Genomic DNA, 16,556 nt, shown 5'->3' on the forward strand with positions numbered 1-16,556 from the left:
CAATATGTCAGTCGTGGCTTTTTACTGTTTACGATGTTTGATGTAGGGCGTTAAGCTTGTTTCTTTACATCCGTTTTTTTAGTAGTAGCTGACTGGCTATTTTTCCAAATCTGATATTTTTTTAGGTCTTTTTCGATCAGCTTTAAGCAAAAGCTCAGCACTAACGCATCATCGATATGACCGATGAAAGGTATGAAGTCTGGAATGATATCAATGGGATTGAGAGTGTAAAGTAGACCGACCACACCTGCAGAAATGGTTTTGTACGGAACCTTGCGATAATTGCCTTTGTAGTAGTCTTTAAGCAGACTCATAAATAGCATTAAGTCTTTAGCGAAGCGCTCAAGGTGACCGCTATCTTTTATCTTTTCTTGGAGTTTGTCTTCTTCGTGAATGAGGTACTCAAGATCGGCATCTAAGATGTCTTCTTTTTTCTGTTTATTAGCCATTATTATCCTTATTTGAGCATAGTCAGTATTTTCATACTGTAGTTGATTCAGTTTAAAAGAGAGTCAAGACAACCAAGTGTAGATGTAACTGTGATACTTCGAGCGAGGTTAACGCTGTCACTCTTTTATAGAGTGATTAACTATATAACAAAGTAAGGTGTGTGTGCCAATATTGAGTAGTAGTGGCGAGTTAAATATTCAGCTAATACGGTAGCGAAAAAGTAAACATGGGCAAGGGTTGGGCAACTATCATCGCCAAAAAAACGTCTACAATATGCTGCTGTGCGGTTTGAGCAAGTAGACTGCAAAATAAAGATGATGCAAAAGTATATTCAAATAAAAACGATAAGGTAGTAGCGAGATATGGGTGCCAAGATACAGTCATTAATAGACGACAAAAATAAAAATGGCCATATAGTAAGTGAAACGAAATCTGGATTGAATCGCCGCCAGTTTTTGCGTCAAGTTGGCATGAGTGCAGGCGCAGGGTTGTTAGCGACTCACAGTATCACTCAAGCACTGGCCTCTAATACTATGGATTCAAGTAGTACGCAACTGACTAAAGATGATCTGCCGTCTGCGCTGATGGATGATGGTTCATTATCGCAAGCGTCACAAACGTCACTAACGCAGACCAGCTGTATTGTGCCTACGATTGAAACACGACTTTTTGCCAGCTCTAATGTTGGTGGTAGTGACGACCGCACCCAATTGGCATTAGATCGTGTAGCGTGTGCAGGTTTTAAAGTAAATAATCCTACGATTACCAATAGGCAGTATTTACGCTTTGCTGGTACAGACTCGCAGCGAGCGAGTGACTTACAGAACCTCGCTACGGGTGCTATCGCAGCGCCCAAGTTATTACTTGGGGTACGTGGTGGCTATGGCGCCATGCGTTTGTTACCGATGGTTGACTGGGCAACGCTGGGACGTATTATGAAGGAGCGCGGCACGATACTCGCAGGATTCAGTGATGTGACGGCTATCCAGTGCGCTCTATTGGCAAAGGGTGATATGAGTTCGCTTGCGGCACCTATGCTCTATAGTGAATTTGGCAAGACCAAACCTGACGAGGTCAGCTGTCGACAGTTTGTTGAAGCGCTCACCAACGCCAATCTCACTATTAACATACAAGACGCGTCTTTAACGAGTCAGCAACTCCCAAGCATTTTGACAAGTACTGAGCCAAAAACCATAACGGGCACGATGTGGGGCGGCAATCTAAGCATGGTATCAGCGCTGGCAGGTAGTGAGTATTTGCCGAAGATTGATGGCGGTATTGTGTTTTTAGAAGATGTAGGCGAGCAGGCGTATCGTATTGAGCGCATGTTATATGATTTATATCTCGCAGGTGTGTTTAAGAATCAACAAGCAATTGTGTTTGGTGCATTATCTGGTGCAGGTGAGGACAGCTATGACAAGCGCTATGATGTCGCCACCGTGATTCGTCAGCTGCATGAATTGACGGGATTGCCCATTTATAGTGGCATGCGCTTTGGCCATATTGGACAAAAATACAGCTTTCCACTCGGTGCAACTTGTCAGTTAACACCTAATACTGATGGCGGCTATCAGCTAGCATTTACCGATTATCCAACTATCAAGGCTGATGCTATCCAAGCAGAAGGCTTGTGGCAAGCGGTTTAGGCATTAGACAAACCTTATAAAGTTAGCCATTAAAGAACCGTGCTAAATCGCTAACCGTGAAAACTTATCTTGATATTCTTTCGGTGTTAGCTCGGTCGCACGTTTAAACAAACGCGTGAATGAAGAGATATCATCATAGCCAACTTGCTCGGCAAGCGATTTAATCGTTACATCTCCTAACTCTAGCAGGCGCTTTGCCTGCTCAATCCTGACGGCCTGAATATACTCAATCGGACGCATGGCTACAGAGGACTGAAAGCGCCTGTTTAAAGTACGTGGCGTGATATTGACCATGGCAGCCAATCCGTTCACCTGAATAGTCTGATAAAAATTTTCCTCAATGAATTCTTGTACTTGCTTGACCAATTGGTCTGAATGCGGTTTGTGCAACGTTACGTTGGTATAGCTGTTTTGATTGCCTCGTTTACTATCGATGATTTGGGTTTTGGCTACTTGAGTAGATATCTCACGTCCGCAATAGCGCTCTATTAATAACAATCCCAAATCATAAAAGGCACTACCGCCCGCCGCACAAAATATATTACCCGACTGACTGTCTGATTTACTCTTTGAATGAGTAACAAACTGGTTTTCTTGTAAGTCAACAAGTGGAAAGTCTGCCTTAAACTTACTGGCGTAGCCCCAGTGAGTGGTGGCTATTTTATGATCTAGCAGTCCTGCTTTTGCCAAAAAGAAAGCACCGCTACAGTTACTGGCTATATCTGACTTGGTATCTGCCAACCGTTTTAAATGTGGTATTAATTCTGCATTTCGGCTCAGTACTTTATCGATTGAATCACCAATAGTCGGAATTAATAGCAAGTCGCATTCTGCCACTTCCTGAATATCGCAATGCGCTTGCATGATTAAGCGATTGCTACATCTGATATCCACGCCACCAACGCTTGCTATCTGCACATTAAATCGTGGCTCTACTGGCTCATCTAAAAATCGTTGCCAACTGACACCAGTAAATGAGAATAAATCTAATGCGCCTGTCAATGCGCTGCCGAGCACACCATCGAATCCAATAATAATGACTTTAAATGGTTTGAAATAGGGCATGGGTGTCTATCCTTTTTTTAATTCTAAGACCGAAAATATCAGTTTTTTATCTGAATTTTCTAAATATAAGTACTATTTATGTCGTATTTGACCATGATTATGTCATAAATGACAATACGGTAAGGCGTTAAATTAGATTAATATCGATTGATAACCAAATTTAATCAGTTAACGAGAATACTATGGCAGCAGATACGCTTATCAATGACTTTGAGTTACCGTTCCAATTATATGATGTGTTGGGTACTGAAAATTTAACCGAGCATGCTAAGTTTGCAGAGCATAGCCGCGAAACGTTTGATGCCGTATTAGACACGGCTAATAAAATTGCGACCCAATTGTTTTTGCCACATAACCATGTAGCGGATAAGAATGAGCCACAGTTCGATGGCAAAAAGGTCAGTATGATAAGTGATGTAAAAGTCGCTTTTGATGCGTTCCGTGAGTCAGGATTTATCGCGGGTCGTTATAGCTTTGAAGACGGCGGCATGCAGCTGCCTGAAACAGTGATGACAGCTGTCGCAGGCTACTTTATGGCTGCCAATCCATCAACCACTGCTTATCCATTTTTGACCACAGCGGCCATCAATGTCATCTCACATTTTGCCAGTGATGAGATTAAAGCCGCCTTTATGCCACGTATGCTGACAGGTGAGTTCACTGGAACGATGGCATTAACAGAGCCACATGCAGGTTCCTCACTTGCTGATATCAAAACCACTGCGGTAAAACAAGACGATGGTTCTTACCGCGTCAAAGGCAGCAAGATTTATATCTCAGGCGGCGATCACGAACTGTCTGACAATATCGTCCATCTCGTATTGGCCAAAGTGCCAGGTGGTCCAGGTGGCGTAAAAGGTATCTCTTTATTTGCTGTGCCCAAGTATCGCTTAAACGAGGATGCATCGGTCGGCGAGCGCAACGATGTGCATTTGACAGGACTTATTCATAAGCTAGGCTATAGAGGCACGACGTCGACGGCGCTGAGCTTCGGTGACGAAGGCGCATGCCATGGTTATCTGATCGGTGAAGAGCATTTTGGTCTGCGTTATATGTTTAAAATGATGAATGAGGCGCGTATCGCTGTGGGTTTTGGCGCATCGATGGTTGGCTATCGCGGTTATCAGTATTCACTTGATTATGCCAAAGACAGAACACAAGGCAGAATCGCCCCGAACAATAAACCTGAAGATGCGGCAACCGCTATCATCAATCATGGTGACGTAAAGCGCATGCTATTGGCGCAAAAAGCCTACTCTGAAGGCGGTATCTCCTTATGTCTATATGGCTCAAACCTGATTGACCGTATCAATACCTGTGAAGACGAAACGCTAAAAAATGAGCTAACAGAACTGTTAGATCTTCTCACCCCAGTATTAAAAGCATGGCCATCTGAATATGGGCCAAAAGCCAATGATTTGGGCATCCAAGTATTGGGCGGTGCAGGTTATACGCGTGAGTATCAAGCCGAGCAGTTTTGGCGTGACAATCGCCTAAATCCTATCCATGAAGGCACAAATGGTGTGCAGGCATTGGATTTGTCATTTCGTAAGTTATGGCAAAAAGGTGGTTTGGGTATTCAAATCCTAAAACGTGAAATAACAAAAGATTTGGAAAGCATCACTACACCTGAGAGCGCGCAACTTGCAGGTAAATTGATGCCTTACATGGGTCACTTGCATGAAGTATTGGTGCATCTCAGCAAAGTTTTACAAACCGAAGAAGCCTTGACATTGACGGGCAATGCGCAAGCATTGATGAACATCTTTGCCTCAATTGTGCTGAGCTGGATCTGGATTCGTCAAGCGAGTAAGGCTGAGCAGCTATTAAGCACGACGCAAGATGCTGAGCAGCAGAACTTCTACAAAGGCAAGATACAAGCGGCAAAATATTTTATCGATTGGGAATTACCATTAGTTAAACGCGACATCGAATTATTAACCAACACCAACTCGGTTTGCACTGATATGCAAACGGAATGGTTTTAAGGACAACTCTAAGGAAAGAGACATGACAAAAATTAATAAACAGTGGCGACTAAAAGCAAGACCGGTAGGCGAGCCTAGTGCCGAGACTTGGGATTATACCGAGACAGAAATACCGACTATCACCGATGGTCAGCTACTGATTAAAGTTGAATATATCTCTATCGATCCGGCGATGCGTGGCTGGCTCAACGATGCCAAATCTTATATTGCACCAGTACAGATTGGTGAAGTCATGCGCGCTGGTACGGTAGGCGAAGTAATTGAAAGTAAACATGAGAAATTTGCCGTTGGTGACTATGTCGCAGGTCACGATGGCGTGCAGTCTTATGCCGTCAGTGATGGTGCTAATCTGTATAAAGTTGATCCGAAACTTGCGCCATTGTCTTATTACTTGGGTGTCCTCGGCATGCCAGGTATGACAGGGTATTTCGGTCTCCTAAAAACTGGTCAACCAAAAGCGGGTGAGACCGTGGTCGTCTCTGGCGCTGCTGGTGCCGTTGGTAGTTTGGTTGGTCAGATTGCCAAAATTAAAGGTTGCCGAGTCGTTGGTATCGCGGGCGGCGCTGAGAAATGCAAATTCTTAGTTGATGAGCTTGGGTTCGATGCGACGATTGATTACAAAAATGAAGATGTGAAAAAGGCACTGAAGAAAACCTGTCCAGATGGCGTCGATGTGTACTTTGACAACGTAGGCGGTGATATCTTGAATGACGTCCTCACACAAATAAATCTGCATGCGCGTATCGTTATTTGTGGGGCCATTAGTCAGTATAACAACACCACAGAAGTCAAAGGCCCATCGAACTATCTATCATTATTGGTCAATCGTGCACGTATGGAAGGCATCGTTGTCTTTGACAATATTAAAGAATATCCAGTCGCCATGAAAGATATCGCTGGCTGGATTCAGTCAGGTGATATGAAAGTGAAAGACCATATCGTTGAAGGTATCGAGACGTTCCCAGATACTTTGATGATGCTCTTTAAAGGTGAAAACTTCGGCAAACTAGTACTTAAGGTAGAGGGATAGATCATGACACTGAATACAAACGGAATTGCATCAGATGTAACGGGTAAACGAATTTTAATCACGGGCGGTGCATCAGGCATCGGCGCAGCAAGTGCGTTATTGCTAGCCAGTCGCGGCGCCAAAGTCGTGATCGGTGATATGGCAGAAGAGATGGGTGCTGCGGTTGCCAAGCAAGGTCAAGATGCTGGCAACAGTATCGTCTTCAAAAAAGTAGACGTGACCAGTGGTGATGAAGTACGTGCGTTGTTCGACTTCGCAGTAGAAACACTTGGTGGCCTAGATGTAGTGGTAAATAATGCTGGTATCGACCATAAGCCGTCACCAATGCATGAGCTAAGCGATGATGACTTCGATCGCAATATCGCAGTGAATTTAAAAGGTGTTTGGCACTGTATGCGTGCTGCCGTCAACTGTATGATACCTAATGGCGGTGGTCATGTGATCAACGTCGCATCTATTGCTGGTCTGCGTTCAGCGCCTATGATTTCAGCCTATAGTGCAGCTAAACATGGCGTTATGGGCCTGACCAAATCTGCTGCCCATGAGTATGCTCGCGCCAACATTCGTTTTAACGCGGTATGCCCAAGCTTCATTGATACGCCTATGGTACGCAATACCATGGCAACGATGGATGAGCGTACACAGCAAGCAACGATTAAGGCCAGTCCACTGCGCCGTCTAGGAGATGTGAATGAAATCTCTAGTGCGATTGCATGGCTAGCCAGCGATGAAAGTACCTTTATGAATGGTCATGCCTTTACACTTGATGGTGGTATGCTAGCGTAACTGTGACAATTGGGCGCTCATCATTCAATTTATTAGTGCTCGATAATCGCTGTTAGATATGACAGCGATTATCTGCGTTTAGTTATCCAAATTTAGATACATGAATTCAGTGTTTAAGAATGATTGTTTGAGAATATAAAAACATAAGGAATAATGATGAAAGATTTATTTGATTTAACCGGTAAAGTTGCTCTGGTTACTGGTGCTAGCCGCGGTATTGGTGAGTCTATCGCCCGTCTATTGGCATCACGAGGCGCGCATGTGATCGTCTCTAGCCGTAAGATTGATGCCTGCCAAGCAGTCGCTGATAGCATCGTCGCTGATGGTCACAAAGCCAGTGCTTTTGCTTGTCACGTGGGTGAGATGGCGCAGATTGACGCAATTTTTGAGCATATCAAAAGTGAATTTGGCCAAATTGATATCTTAGTCAATAACGCAGCAGCCAACCCGTACTATGGCCATATCTTAGATACAGATTTAGCGGCTTTTGATAAGACCGTTGAAGTCAATATCCGTGGTTACTTCTTTATGTCGACAGCTGCTGGCAAAATGATGAAAGAGCAAGGCGGCGGTGTCATTTTGAATACAGCATCGGTCAATGGCTTAGTAGCGGGCGACAAGCAAGGTATCTACTCAATCACCAAAGCGGCGGTCATTAGCATGACCAAAGCCTTTGCTAAAGAATGCGGCCCACTCAATATCCGTGTCAATGCGTTATTGCCAGGTTTAACCGATACGAAGTTTGCCTCTGCCTTGACGACCAATGATAAAGTCTTAAAAATGGCGCTACATGCTATTCCACTCGGGCGCGTCGCGAATCCTGATGAGATGGCTAGTACCGTATTGTATCTAGTGTCGGATGCCTCAAGTTATACCACAGGCGCGACTATCGTTGTCGATGGTGGCATGCTAGCTTAATTAGATAATCTATAAGACATAGGTTAGATAAGAAAAGTAATTGTTTAAAACTGCATTAGACTCAAGAACCGCATGAGATTAATTTTCATGCGGTTTTTTTGATTTGGTTTTTTGATGGAGTGTCTGAGTAATCTTGGTTTTGTACTAACGAATAAATTGCTAATTTTAAATGAGCATCAGCTGTATAGTGGCATAATAAATGTGCTAATAGCTACTTGGACAATATAATGGAGTCACGCATGGATTCAGTTATCAACAATAAAATAATAGCGATTTCTCAAAATAAAACATGGCTGTTTGTGCCAGCGACTCGCATCGATAGAGTAGCGAAAGCCTTTGCTAGTGGCGCAGATGCAGTTATTGTCGATTTAGAAGATGCAGTAGCTTTAGACAGTAAGGCAACCGCACGTGAAGCATTGCAGCAATATCACGACAGTGCAGATTATCAGCCGATTTGGCTACGTATTAATAAAGCAGGCAGCGAAGAATTTTTCAAAGACGTAGTGCTCTGTCAAAAAATGCCAAATTTGGCTGGCGTGTTACTGGCTAAGGCTGAGCAAGTTGCTGATATAGAGAGCGTTTATCAGCTTACTAATTTGCCTGTTATTGCATTGATTGAGAGTGCGATTGGATTATATCAAATCGACAGTATGGCAAAAGCAGTCGGGTTGGCCGCGTTTAGTTATGGATTTTTGGATTTGTGCAATGATTTGCGAGTACAAGTAGGCACACTTGCCGCCGATATCATCGCCAATCAGATTCGATATCAGCTGGTTTTGATATCCAAAGTACATGAGCTAGCACCACCGATTGATACGGTTTATCCTGACTTCAATGATGAGATAGGATTAAGCGCGCGAGTAAATTTATGGTCACAGATGGGCATGTCAGGAATGCTGTGTATTCATCCCAAACAAGTGGCTGTCGTGCAACAAGCATTAGAGCCGACAGAGATTGAGCTATCATTTGCTCAGCGTGTGGTCGAGGAGTATGAGCGAAGCGGACAAGCAGTTTTTGAGATAGATGGTCAAATGGTAGACGCACCAGTGATTGAGCGCAGCCGTCAACTATTAGATAAGTAGGTAAAGTTTGTTAAATCAATACTACTATTATTGATATAATGATTTTCTCACTCGATATTATTGTGCATAAAATATTTCTATAGTCGGTTCAATATAATTTGGATACAAGGAAGGCGAGTGAAAGTACTACAACTCGTAGACTAAGCAAGCCTGACACCGTACCAATTTATAGAGGATTGACTATACATAGACCATATTGCCCGTCAGTATAAGACGCTCTTACTCAAAATCGGAGAAACTCATTGCGAGCTGTCAACTATAAGTATTTGATTGTGATTGTTCTGCTAGTGCTTGCAGTGGGTTTTGCTATCTTTCGTTGGTGGCGAGGACCACTGTTGCCTAGCTATACAGTTTCATCTATGCCGTTGGTACAAACGGTGGTTGCGACCGGACGTGTCGTGACGACATCACGTACTCAAATTGGTAGTGAGGTGACAGGAGTCGTGCTTGAGCGCTTGGTACAAGAAGGCGACGAAGTGGCAAAAGGTGACTTATTATTGGTACTCAGCTCAGACGATGTGGCTGCACAAGTACGTCAAGCAGAGGCTGAATTGGCTGAGCTTGTGACCAGTAGGCGCCCACAAGCAAAGGTCGATCTATCAAAAGCTGAGGTGCAGCTTGCACAGGCGACTCGTAATGTCGCACGTCGACGTGAGTTGGCAGCGATTTCAGCGATATCGGATGAAGAGATGGAGCAGGCGGAGCAGTCCCAGAGCCAAGCTCGCAATGACTTGGAAGCTGCGCGTCTAAGAGCAAAGGCACTGGCATCTGGCGGTGTTGAAGAAGCGCTACTACGTGAGCGCATTGCGGCATTGCAGGCTCAATTGGCTAAGACAGAAGTGCGCAGTAAGGTTGCTGGCACGGTATTGACTCGTGATGTGGAGCCGGGCGATCTAGTACAGCCAGGTAAAACTTTATTTACCATTGCACTTGCTGGCAATACAGAGGTACATGTACCGCTTGATGAGCGCAATTTATCACGATTGGCCTTACAACAGAAAGCACTTGCCATCGCTGATGCGTATCCAGACCAGCCTTTCCCTACTCGCATTACCTTCATCGCACCGAGTATCGATTCGCAGCGAGGTACGGTAGAGGTTAGGCTATCGGTTGATCCTGTGCCTGAATTTCTACGACAAGACATGACCGTTTCAGTGAATATTGAAACAGGTCGCCGTGAGCAGGCTTTGGTGCTTCCCAATGATGCTTTAGCGAATATCGAAGAGGATACGGCTCAAGTATGGTTGCTACGTGATGGTAAAGTACAACGTCAAAAAATAACATTAGGACTTCGTGGTCTAGCGATGTCGGAAGTCATTGCAGGGCTGGATAACGGAGATCAAGTGCTGGTTGATGCGACTTCGCCATTGGTCGATGGTGAGCGAGTGCGTACTGATGAGTCAGCAACCCGTAATGAATCAACGGTAACATCCAAGTGAAAAATTTGTTCGGGCGCCTATGGATCGATGCGGTGATTGCGATCAGTTTTTTGCGCGAGGGACGGGTGCAGTCGCTGATGATTACATTAGGTGTGGCTATTGGTGTGGCTGTTATCGTGTTTATCACAGCCTTAATTCAAGGTTTACAAACCAATTTAATCGATAAAACGCTTGGTAGCCAATCTCATATTCAATTGGTATCACCAGATGAGGTCAATTTATTGGCACCAGTAGCAGCGGGAACTGCACAGCTGATACAAGAAGACAAGCGTCCTCAGCGGCTGCGATCTATCAATAACTGGCAACAGATTACCGCTACCTTAGATAAACTACCAGTACTGACGGCAGTATCGCCTGTGGTATCAGGACCTGCTTTTGTTCGGCGCGGAGAAGCATTGGAGTCGGTGGTATTGGTCGGAACAGAACTCGAACGATACCAAAAAATCATACCGCTTGATGAGTATCTAATCAGTGGCGATCTGCGAGTCGGTGCTGATAATGTGCTCATCGGTAGTGAGCTTGCCAACAATCTCGGCGTTCAAGTGGGTAGCAAACTGCGACTAGACACTGGTGAGCAGGACAATACCGTGGTAAATGTCGCTGGGATATTTGAGTTGGGTGTCCGTGAGCTGGATGCACGTTACGTCTATCTAGACTTAAAGCAAGCACAATCATTGCTCAGCTTGCCAGGGGGCGTCACAGTGATTGACCTAACGGTTGCCGATATCTTTGAGGCGGACAATATTGCTGAGCAAGTAGGACGTCTGACCTCTTTGCAGGCGGAGAGTTGGATCGAGACCAATGCACAGTTAATGAGTGGACTATCAGCGCAGAGCTTGTCTACCAATATGATTATCGTTTTTGTGGGTATTTCGGTCGCCTTTGGTATTGCGAGCGTACTATCTGTCAGTGTCGTACAGCGTACTCGAGAAATTGGAATTTTACGTGCCACTGGTGCTACCCGTCAGCAGATCTTATGGATATTTCTGATTCAGGGCGCTGTGTTTGGCTTGCTAGGCTCTGTTTTGGGTAGTGCGGTGAGTTATGTGCTGGTGTGGGCATTTAATACTTTTGGCCCAAGTTTATTTTATATTCCAGTGTCTATAGAGCTTGTCTTGTTAGCAATGTTGCTAGCGACGCTAACCGGTGTATTGGCTGCTGCTATACCAGCGCGCCGAGCTGCCGCATTGGATCCCGTGGTGGCTATTCGTTATGTCTAATAATAACTCTCATGAAGTGCTGCGTTTAGAGGCACTAAAAAAATCTTATAATATTGGCCAGCCCAATGAAATTGAAGTGCTACATGGTATCGATTTGCGCATCGATAATAATGATTTCGCTGCGCTAATCGGGCCTTCGGGCTCTGGTAAAAGCACCTTGTTGAATGTGCTTGGCTTGCTAGATAAGCCTACCAGTGGTGAGTTGTATCTGCTCGGGCAGCCGACGAGTAATATGGACGATGCTGGTCGCACGGCACTGCGAGGTGGCAGTATTGGCTTTGTCTTTCAGTTTCATCATCTTATTCAAGCATTTACTGCGTTAGATAACGTATTAATGCCATTGATGCTGACCAAGGGTCGCCCAAATCAATCTGCCATACAAAAAGCGCGCGAGTTACTGGCTTCGGTGGGTTTGGAGAAGTTTGCTAATACCAAGCCGAATGAGCTCTCAGGTGGTCAACAGCAACGAGTGGCTATTGCTCGCGCGCTCATCACAGAGCCTGCATTGTTATTAGCTGATGAACCCACAGGTAATCTAGATACGGTAACGGCTGCCGAAGTGTTCGAGCTGTTTCGTAAAGTCAACCGTGAGCGTGATTGCGGTGTATTATTGGTTACACATGATCCACGTCTATCGGCATCCTGTGATCGGATTATCAATCTGGTAGACGGTCTTATCGAAAGTGATTCACTAAATGTTAAAAAACCTGAATCCTAATATCACAAAATAACGCTATATCACAAAGTAACGCTACAAAAATCTTGCGAATATATTATCAATATACTTTTCTACTGCATCCGTATCATTCGTTACTTGCGAATATGTTCTCAAGCCGATCATTTGAATTTGAAAATAGCGGGCGAGTTCAGCCGCACTTTCATCTGTGTTGATCTCACCATCATCAATGGCTTGCTGAAAAACTTTAACAAAAGACGCTTCGACATTTTCTAGAATATTGGTCGCATGAGTCAGCAAGTCTGGACTGTCATTCTGCGTCAGCTCACTGATGGTTTTGACAATCATACACATGCCACTCGGGGTAGTGCTTTTATTGCAAACAGTCACGCTGTGGATGAAGCGTTTTAGGCCATCAAGCTTGGTTTTTTCTTGGGCAATACTGTTGGCAAGGTTTATAGCACCTTGTTCAGCATAGCGATTTAACGCCTCTTTAAACAGGCTGTCTTTATTACCAAAAGCAGCATAAATACTGCCAGGACGCATATCAACCACATCTTGTAGATTTCTCATCGACGTAGCGTGATAGCCTTTTTCCCAATAGAGGTCTTTGGCTTTTTCGATTACGTCATCACGATTAAACTTCGCATGTGCACTCATAATTTTCACCTTAAAAGCAGTTATAGTTAATCCGCTATAATTGGATGCGGTGTCAGTTTCGCTTAGTCTGCTATAGTCAAAGAAATCTAAAACAGCTACAAGGCAGCCGACCGCAGATTGTACATATAGTACCTCTAGGGAGGGTAACACCGTAGCGGTTTAGTAGTTCGCTGACTATACTTGTAGCACTTTCACTCGCCTTTCTTGTATCCAAATTATATTGAACCGACTATGTTCTAAAACTATCGTTTTAATAATCAGAAAACCAAGTAACACTATTATCGTTTGCATTGATAATGATGTCACTTGGTTTTTAAGTGTTATCTGTATTCAAACGGATGTGTCAGTCAGAACAGATGGTTGTCAAAACAAATATTTATAGTCAATCTACTATTTTGGAGTGAATTGACTATGGTTAGAGCAGATTTAGTAATAAAATCTACTCTGGTTTTAGTGCTAATACATTATCAATATCTTGGGCGCTGTGACGATTCTCTAGTTGTTCCCATGCTTCGCCCCAAGTGCGGTTGACGATGCGGCCGCGTTGTACGGCTGGTCTCGCTAACATCGCATTTGCCCAGCGCTGCACATGAGGATAGTCATCAACCTGCAAAAACTCTTGCGCATCGTACTGAGTACCCACGACTAGATTGCCATACCAAGGCCAAGTGGCAATATCAGCAATGCTGTATTCGTCACCAGCGATAAACTCATTTTTTGCCAATTGTTTATCTAATACATCCAACTGACGCTTGGTTTCCATCGTAAAGCGATTGATCGCATATTCGAATTTTTCAGGCGCGTAAGCATAAAAGTGACCGAAACCACCACCCAAATACGGTGCAGAGCCATGTAACCAAAATAACCAGTTAAAAACTTTGGTACGCTCGCTACCTTTTTCAGGCAGTAGTACGCCAAATTTTTCAGCAAGATATACTAAAATAGACGCGGATTCAAATACAGCTTCAGAATCTTCACCACTTTGATCAACTAGGGCTGGAATTTTCGAGTTAGGGTTTACGTCTACAAACCCCGATCCAAACTGGTCGCCTTCGCCAATCTGAATCATATGGGCATCATACTCTGCCGCTTTGCCCAGTGCCAGTAACTCTTCTAACATAATCGTTACTTTTTGGCCATTAGGGGTGGCGATAGAATACAGTTGTAGCTCATGCTCGCCTACTGGTAGCGCTTGCTCATGAGTAGCGCCTGAGATGGGACGATTGACACTGGCCCATTTGCCGCCACTCTCTGCGTCATGTGTCCAAACTTTTGGTGGTACGTATTGGTCTGTCATTTTTATAACTCCTAGCGCAATTATGCGTCTTTTGCGAAGTTTTGTGGATATAGTGCACGTGCAGCGACTTCATCAAAATCAGACTTGAACTCAACGTCTTTAGCGATATTTCGTGCTTTTTCTACGGCAGGGCGAGCGTTGATGCTAGCAAACCAGCGCTTTAGGTTAGGATAGTTATCTAAGCCAGGTTCGCCTAATATAAATGCGGCCTTATCAACCCAGCCCCATGCTGAAATGTCAGCGATAGAGTAGTCATTACCAACTAAATACTCACGACCTTCCATGTGCTTGTCTAGCACTTCGTAATGACGTTCTGCTTCGCGAAGATAGCGATTGATGGCATACGGGATTTTTTCTGGTGCTTTATGACTAAAGTGTACTGATTGACCAGAGAAAGGACCCAAACCTGTCGCTACAAACATGAGCCATGACAACATCTCACCGCGATCTTCTGGCGCGCCTGCTAGCTGACCTGTTTTTTCGGCCAAGTACATTAATATAGCCGTTGAATCAAAGACACGTTTGCCATCATCTTCGAGAGCAGGGGCTTTACCATTAGGATTGATAGCGCGGTATTCAGGCGTATGCTGTTCACCTTTTAGCGTATCTACTGGTACTAACTCGTATGGTAAGCCTGTCTCCATAAGATATAGAGCGACTTTTAGAGGGTTAGGGGTCTGGTGAAAATAGAACTTAAGCATTATCTTATCCTTATGATATTGAAGTATGGGTCGTAGATCTGAACGGGTTTAGATTATATAAATATCGTTTTGTTATAGCCACTATAAACAAAAATGAACGACCGTTCAAGTTTATTTGTAGTTGTTCGTTATCTTACGGCTTAGAGTAAGGGCAAAAAAGGTCTTCATTAAGCTGATTTTTGTGGACGTAACAAAAGGGAAAGTCCAAGCGCGACAAAAGCGGCGATGCCAGATACCATATAACTGATACTAAAGTCACCAGTGATTTCTGCGAGATAGCCTGCTGCCACTGGCCCGAGAGCCTGTCCACCTGAAAAGGCAAAAGTCAGCGCGGCGAGTGCACTTGCGGCGGCTGCAGGCCCGAAATAATCGCCCGCCGAGGCAGCCATAATGACAGGCACACTCCACACCACTAAGCCAAACAAGATAATGGACAAGTACAGTCCTGAATGCCAATCAGTTAGCCCGACCAGAAGATAAGCGATGGCAAGGAAAACAAAGGCCAAAGCAAGCCCAAGACGTCTGCCAATGTGATCAGAAATCCAGCCAAACAACATACCTGAGAAGACGCTAAGCAGTCCAATCCATGCCCAAATACCACCCGCAGTTGCTTCACTCAGTTGATATGAGCCAACCATGCTGGTGACAATAAAGGTGACATAAACCATATAAGTAGCACCATAAATGGCGAAGATAATACCCAAATGTACGAGCAGCTTAATGTTGCTGCGCTCTAGCTTTTTCTTGTTTTTGACAGGCAGAGTAGGTGCGCGCCCAAAAGGATTTTGACTGACATCGTCTGGATGATTGCGAATCAAAGTGAAAGTAAGACAAGCCACCACGATGTTAATAACGGCAAAAATTAACCAACCTGTCTGCCAAGACAGTAGATGAGAGATGGGTAAGAGTTTGGGTACGACAAAGCCCGATAGAATAATGCCAAACCCAGGCCCCGCCATGACCAGTCCTAAAGCAAGCCCACGGTGCGAAGGGAAAAACCAATGCGACATGACGCTCATCATCGGTAAGACCACGCCGCCACTACCGATACCTGTTAGCACATAGAGTGCGCAGAGTATGGGAAAACTGGTAGTAAAAGCCATACCGAGCATCGAGACAGCAATTAAGAGAAGACTGCCCGTCGCAGTAGCTCGAGTACCAAACCGAGGGAGAATGAACGGACTTAGAAGCACTGCAACGAGATAGCCTATCAGGTTCGTGAATCCTAATATGCCGCTTTGAGTGTAATTTAAGCCCAATGAAGATGACATGGACGGCAGTAACATGCCAAATGCGAATCGTCCTAACCCAAGTCCACAGAACATTGCCACAGAGCCTGTCGCAGCGACTATCCAAGCATAATGCAACTTGCCAAGCTTGAGAGGCGCGGTGCTATCTTGACTTTCTCGGCCTTTATTGTCTTGTTGAATCATTCCATCAGCCATCACGAACCTCCAACAAGTCGAAAGTCCTTGATAGCCATCGTAGCTATATTTAGACCGAAGGCGACGACTTCCTTGTTTTGAATATTATCCATTTCACACTCATCCTTTTGTGCTTAATCCCTGTCAGTATTTTATCGACTATGTTTATGGCCT

The 16,556-nt window shown here is 44.5% G+C and carries 15 protein-coding genes; 9 read left to right on the forward strand and 6 right to left on the reverse strand.

All coding sequences use genetic code 11. The features are described from left to right. Window positions 1-50 precede the first annotated feature (50 nt). Window positions 51-449 carry a YkvA family protein gene (locus I6E83_RS04305; RefSeq protein ID WP_197100105.1) on the reverse strand — a complete coding sequence of 133 codons (399 nt, stop codon included), beginning with the start codon at window positions 447-449 and terminating at the stop codon, window positions 51-53. 471 nt (window positions 450-920) lie between these two features. Here I6E83_RS04305 and I6E83_RS04310 point away from each other — a divergent pair, with 471 nt between their 5' ends. After that, window positions 921-2,096, forward strand: coding sequence for an LD-carboxypeptidase (locus I6E83_RS04310; protein ID WP_413787049.1), 1,176 nt, complete (start codon window positions 921-923; stop codon window positions 2,094-2,096). A 42-nt stretch (window positions 2,097-2,138) separates the two neighbouring features. Here I6E83_RS04310 and I6E83_RS04315 read toward each other — a convergent pair whose 3' ends face one another. Beyond that, window positions 2,139-3,161, reverse strand: coding sequence for a GlxA family transcriptional regulator (locus I6E83_RS04315; RefSeq protein ID WP_197100107.1), 1,023 nt, complete (start codon window positions 3,159-3,161; stop codon window positions 2,139-2,141). A 182-nt stretch (window positions 3,162-3,343) separates the two neighbouring features. Here I6E83_RS04315 and I6E83_RS04320 point away from each other — a divergent pair, with 182 nt between their 5' ends. From I6E83_RS04320 to I6E83_RS04355, 8 genes are all read left to right on the forward strand, one after another. Further along, entirely contained in the window at window positions 3,344-5,149 is a 1,806-nt protein-coding gene (locus I6E83_RS04320; RefSeq protein ID WP_197100108.1) for an acyl-CoA dehydrogenase, read from the forward strand. 22 nt (window positions 5,150-5,171) lie between these two features. Continuing rightward, complete coding sequence (locus tag I6E83_RS04325) at window positions 5,172-6,179, forward strand: NADP-dependent oxidoreductase (RefSeq protein WP_197100109.1); 1,008 nt, start codon at window positions 5,172-5,174, stop codon at window positions 6,177-6,179. A 3-nt stretch (window positions 6,180-6,182) separates the two neighbouring features. After that, complete coding sequence (locus tag I6E83_RS04330; protein ID WP_197100110.1) at window positions 6,183-6,965, forward strand: SDR family NAD(P)-dependent oxidoreductase; 783 nt, start codon at window positions 6,183-6,185, stop codon at window positions 6,963-6,965. 153 nt (window positions 6,966-7,118) lie between these two features. Then, window positions 7,119-7,883, forward strand: coding sequence for an SDR family oxidoreductase (locus I6E83_RS04335; protein ID WP_265091197.1), 765 nt, complete (start codon window positions 7,119-7,121; stop codon window positions 7,881-7,883). A gap of 239 nt (window positions 7,884-8,122) precedes the next feature. After that, the gene (locus I6E83_RS04340; protein WP_197100112.1) at window positions 8,123-8,965 is read left to right on the forward strand and encodes an HpcH/HpaI aldolase/citrate lyase family protein; all 843 of its coding nucleotides are present in this window, start codon (window positions 8,123-8,125) and stop codon (window positions 8,963-8,965) included. A 242-nt stretch (window positions 8,966-9,207) separates the two neighbouring features. After that, the gene (locus I6E83_RS04345) at window positions 9,208-10,404 is read left to right on the forward strand and encodes an efflux RND transporter periplasmic adaptor subunit (RefSeq protein ID WP_197100113.1); all 1,197 of its coding nucleotides are present in this window, start codon (window positions 9,208-9,210) and stop codon (window positions 10,402-10,404) included. Beyond that, window positions 10,401-11,624, forward strand: coding sequence for an ABC transporter permease (locus tag I6E83_RS04350; RefSeq protein WP_197100114.1), 1,224 nt, complete (start codon window positions 10,401-10,403; stop codon window positions 11,622-11,624). The genes I6E83_RS04345 and I6E83_RS04350 overlap by 4 nt, the downstream gene beginning before the upstream one ends. Further along, window positions 11,617-12,342, forward strand: coding sequence for an ABC transporter ATP-binding protein (locus I6E83_RS04355; RefSeq protein WP_197100115.1), 726 nt, complete (start codon window positions 11,617-11,619; stop codon window positions 12,340-12,342). Before I6E83_RS04350 ends, I6E83_RS04355 begins: the two co-directional genes overlap by 8 nt. Window positions 12,343-12,375: 33 nt before the next feature. On the opposite strand, the gene I6E83_RS04360 is transcribed toward I6E83_RS04355, so the two are convergent. From I6E83_RS04360 to I6E83_RS04375, 4 genes are all read right to left on the reverse strand, one after another. Further along, window positions 12,376-12,960, reverse strand: coding sequence for a TetR/AcrR family transcriptional regulator (locus I6E83_RS04360; RefSeq protein ID WP_197100116.1), 585 nt, complete (start codon window positions 12,958-12,960; stop codon window positions 12,376-12,378). A 439-nt stretch (window positions 12,961-13,399) separates the two neighbouring features. Continuing rightward, window positions 13,400-14,257 (reverse strand): glutathione-dependent disulfide-bond oxidoreductase, encoded by an 858-nt coding sequence (yghU, locus tag I6E83_RS04365; protein WP_197100117.1) that lies wholly within the window; start codon window positions 14,255-14,257, stop codon window positions 13,400-13,402. 20 nt (window positions 14,258-14,277) lie between these two features. Further along, window positions 14,278-14,958, reverse strand: coding sequence for a glutathione S-transferase family protein (locus tag I6E83_RS04370; protein WP_197100118.1), 681 nt, complete (start codon window positions 14,956-14,958; stop codon window positions 14,278-14,280). 167 nt (window positions 14,959-15,125) lie between these two features. Beyond that, window positions 15,126-16,403 carry an MFS transporter gene (locus tag I6E83_RS04375; protein ID WP_197100119.1) on the reverse strand — a complete coding sequence of 426 codons (1,278 nt, stop codon included), beginning with the start codon at window positions 16,401-16,403 and terminating at the stop codon, window positions 15,126-15,128. Between the last annotated feature and the right edge of the window lie 153 nt (window positions 16,404-16,556).

This window comes from Psychrobacter sp. SZ93C1, assembly GCF_015864635.1.
Classification (GTDB): domain Bacteria; phylum Pseudomonadota; class Gammaproteobacteria; order Pseudomonadales; family Moraxellaceae; genus Psychrobacter; species Psychrobacter fozii.

What these genes read in the sequence shown, in the direction of transcription:
- I6E83_RS04305 (WP_197100105.1), bottom strand. Translation starts at nt 449, where the DNA reads ATGGCTAATAAACAGAAAAAAGAAGACATCTTAGATGCCGATCTTGAG.
- I6E83_RS04310 (WP_413787049.1), top strand. Translation starts at nt 921, where the DNA reads ATGAGTGCAGGCGCAGGGTTGTTAGCGACTCACAGTATCACTCAAGCA.
- I6E83_RS04315 (WP_197100107.1), bottom strand. Translation starts at nt 3,161, where the DNA reads ATGCCCTATTTCAAACCATTTAAAGTCATTATTATTGGATTCGATGGT.
- I6E83_RS04320 (WP_197100108.1), top strand. Translation starts at nt 3,344, where the DNA reads ATGGCAGCAGATACGCTTATCAATGACTTTGAGTTACCGTTCCAATTA.
- I6E83_RS04325 (WP_197100109.1), top strand. Translation starts at nt 5,172, where the DNA reads ATGACAAAAATTAATAAACAGTGGCGACTAAAAGCAAGACCGGTAGGC.
- I6E83_RS04330 (WP_197100110.1), top strand. Translation starts at nt 6,183, where the DNA reads ATGACACTGAATACAAACGGAATTGCATCAGATGTAACGGGTAAACGA.
- I6E83_RS04335 (WP_265091197.1), top strand. Translation starts at nt 7,119, where the DNA reads ATGATGAAAGATTTATTTGATTTAACCGGTAAAGTTGCTCTGGTTACT.
- I6E83_RS04340 (WP_197100112.1), top strand. Translation starts at nt 8,123, where the DNA reads ATGGATTCAGTTATCAACAATAAAATAATAGCGATTTCTCAAAATAAA.
- I6E83_RS04355 (WP_197100115.1), top strand. Translation starts at nt 11,617, where the DNA reads ATGTCTAATAATAACTCTCATGAAGTGCTGCGTTTAGAGGCACTAAAA.
- I6E83_RS04360 (WP_197100116.1), bottom strand. Translation starts at nt 12,960, where the DNA reads ATGAGTGCACATGCGAAGTTTAATCGTGATGACGTAATCGAAAAAGCC.
- yghU (WP_197100117.1), bottom strand. Translation starts at nt 14,257, where the DNA reads ATGACAGACCAATACGTACCACCAAAAGTTTGGACACATGACGCAGAG.
- I6E83_RS04370 (WP_197100118.1), bottom strand. Translation starts at nt 14,958, where the DNA reads ATGCTTAAGTTCTATTTTCACCAGACCCCTAACCCTCTAAAAGTCGCT.
- I6E83_RS04375 (WP_197100119.1), bottom strand. Translation starts at nt 16,403, where the DNA reads ATGGCTGATGGAATGATTCAACAAGACAATAAAGGCCGAGAAAGTCAA.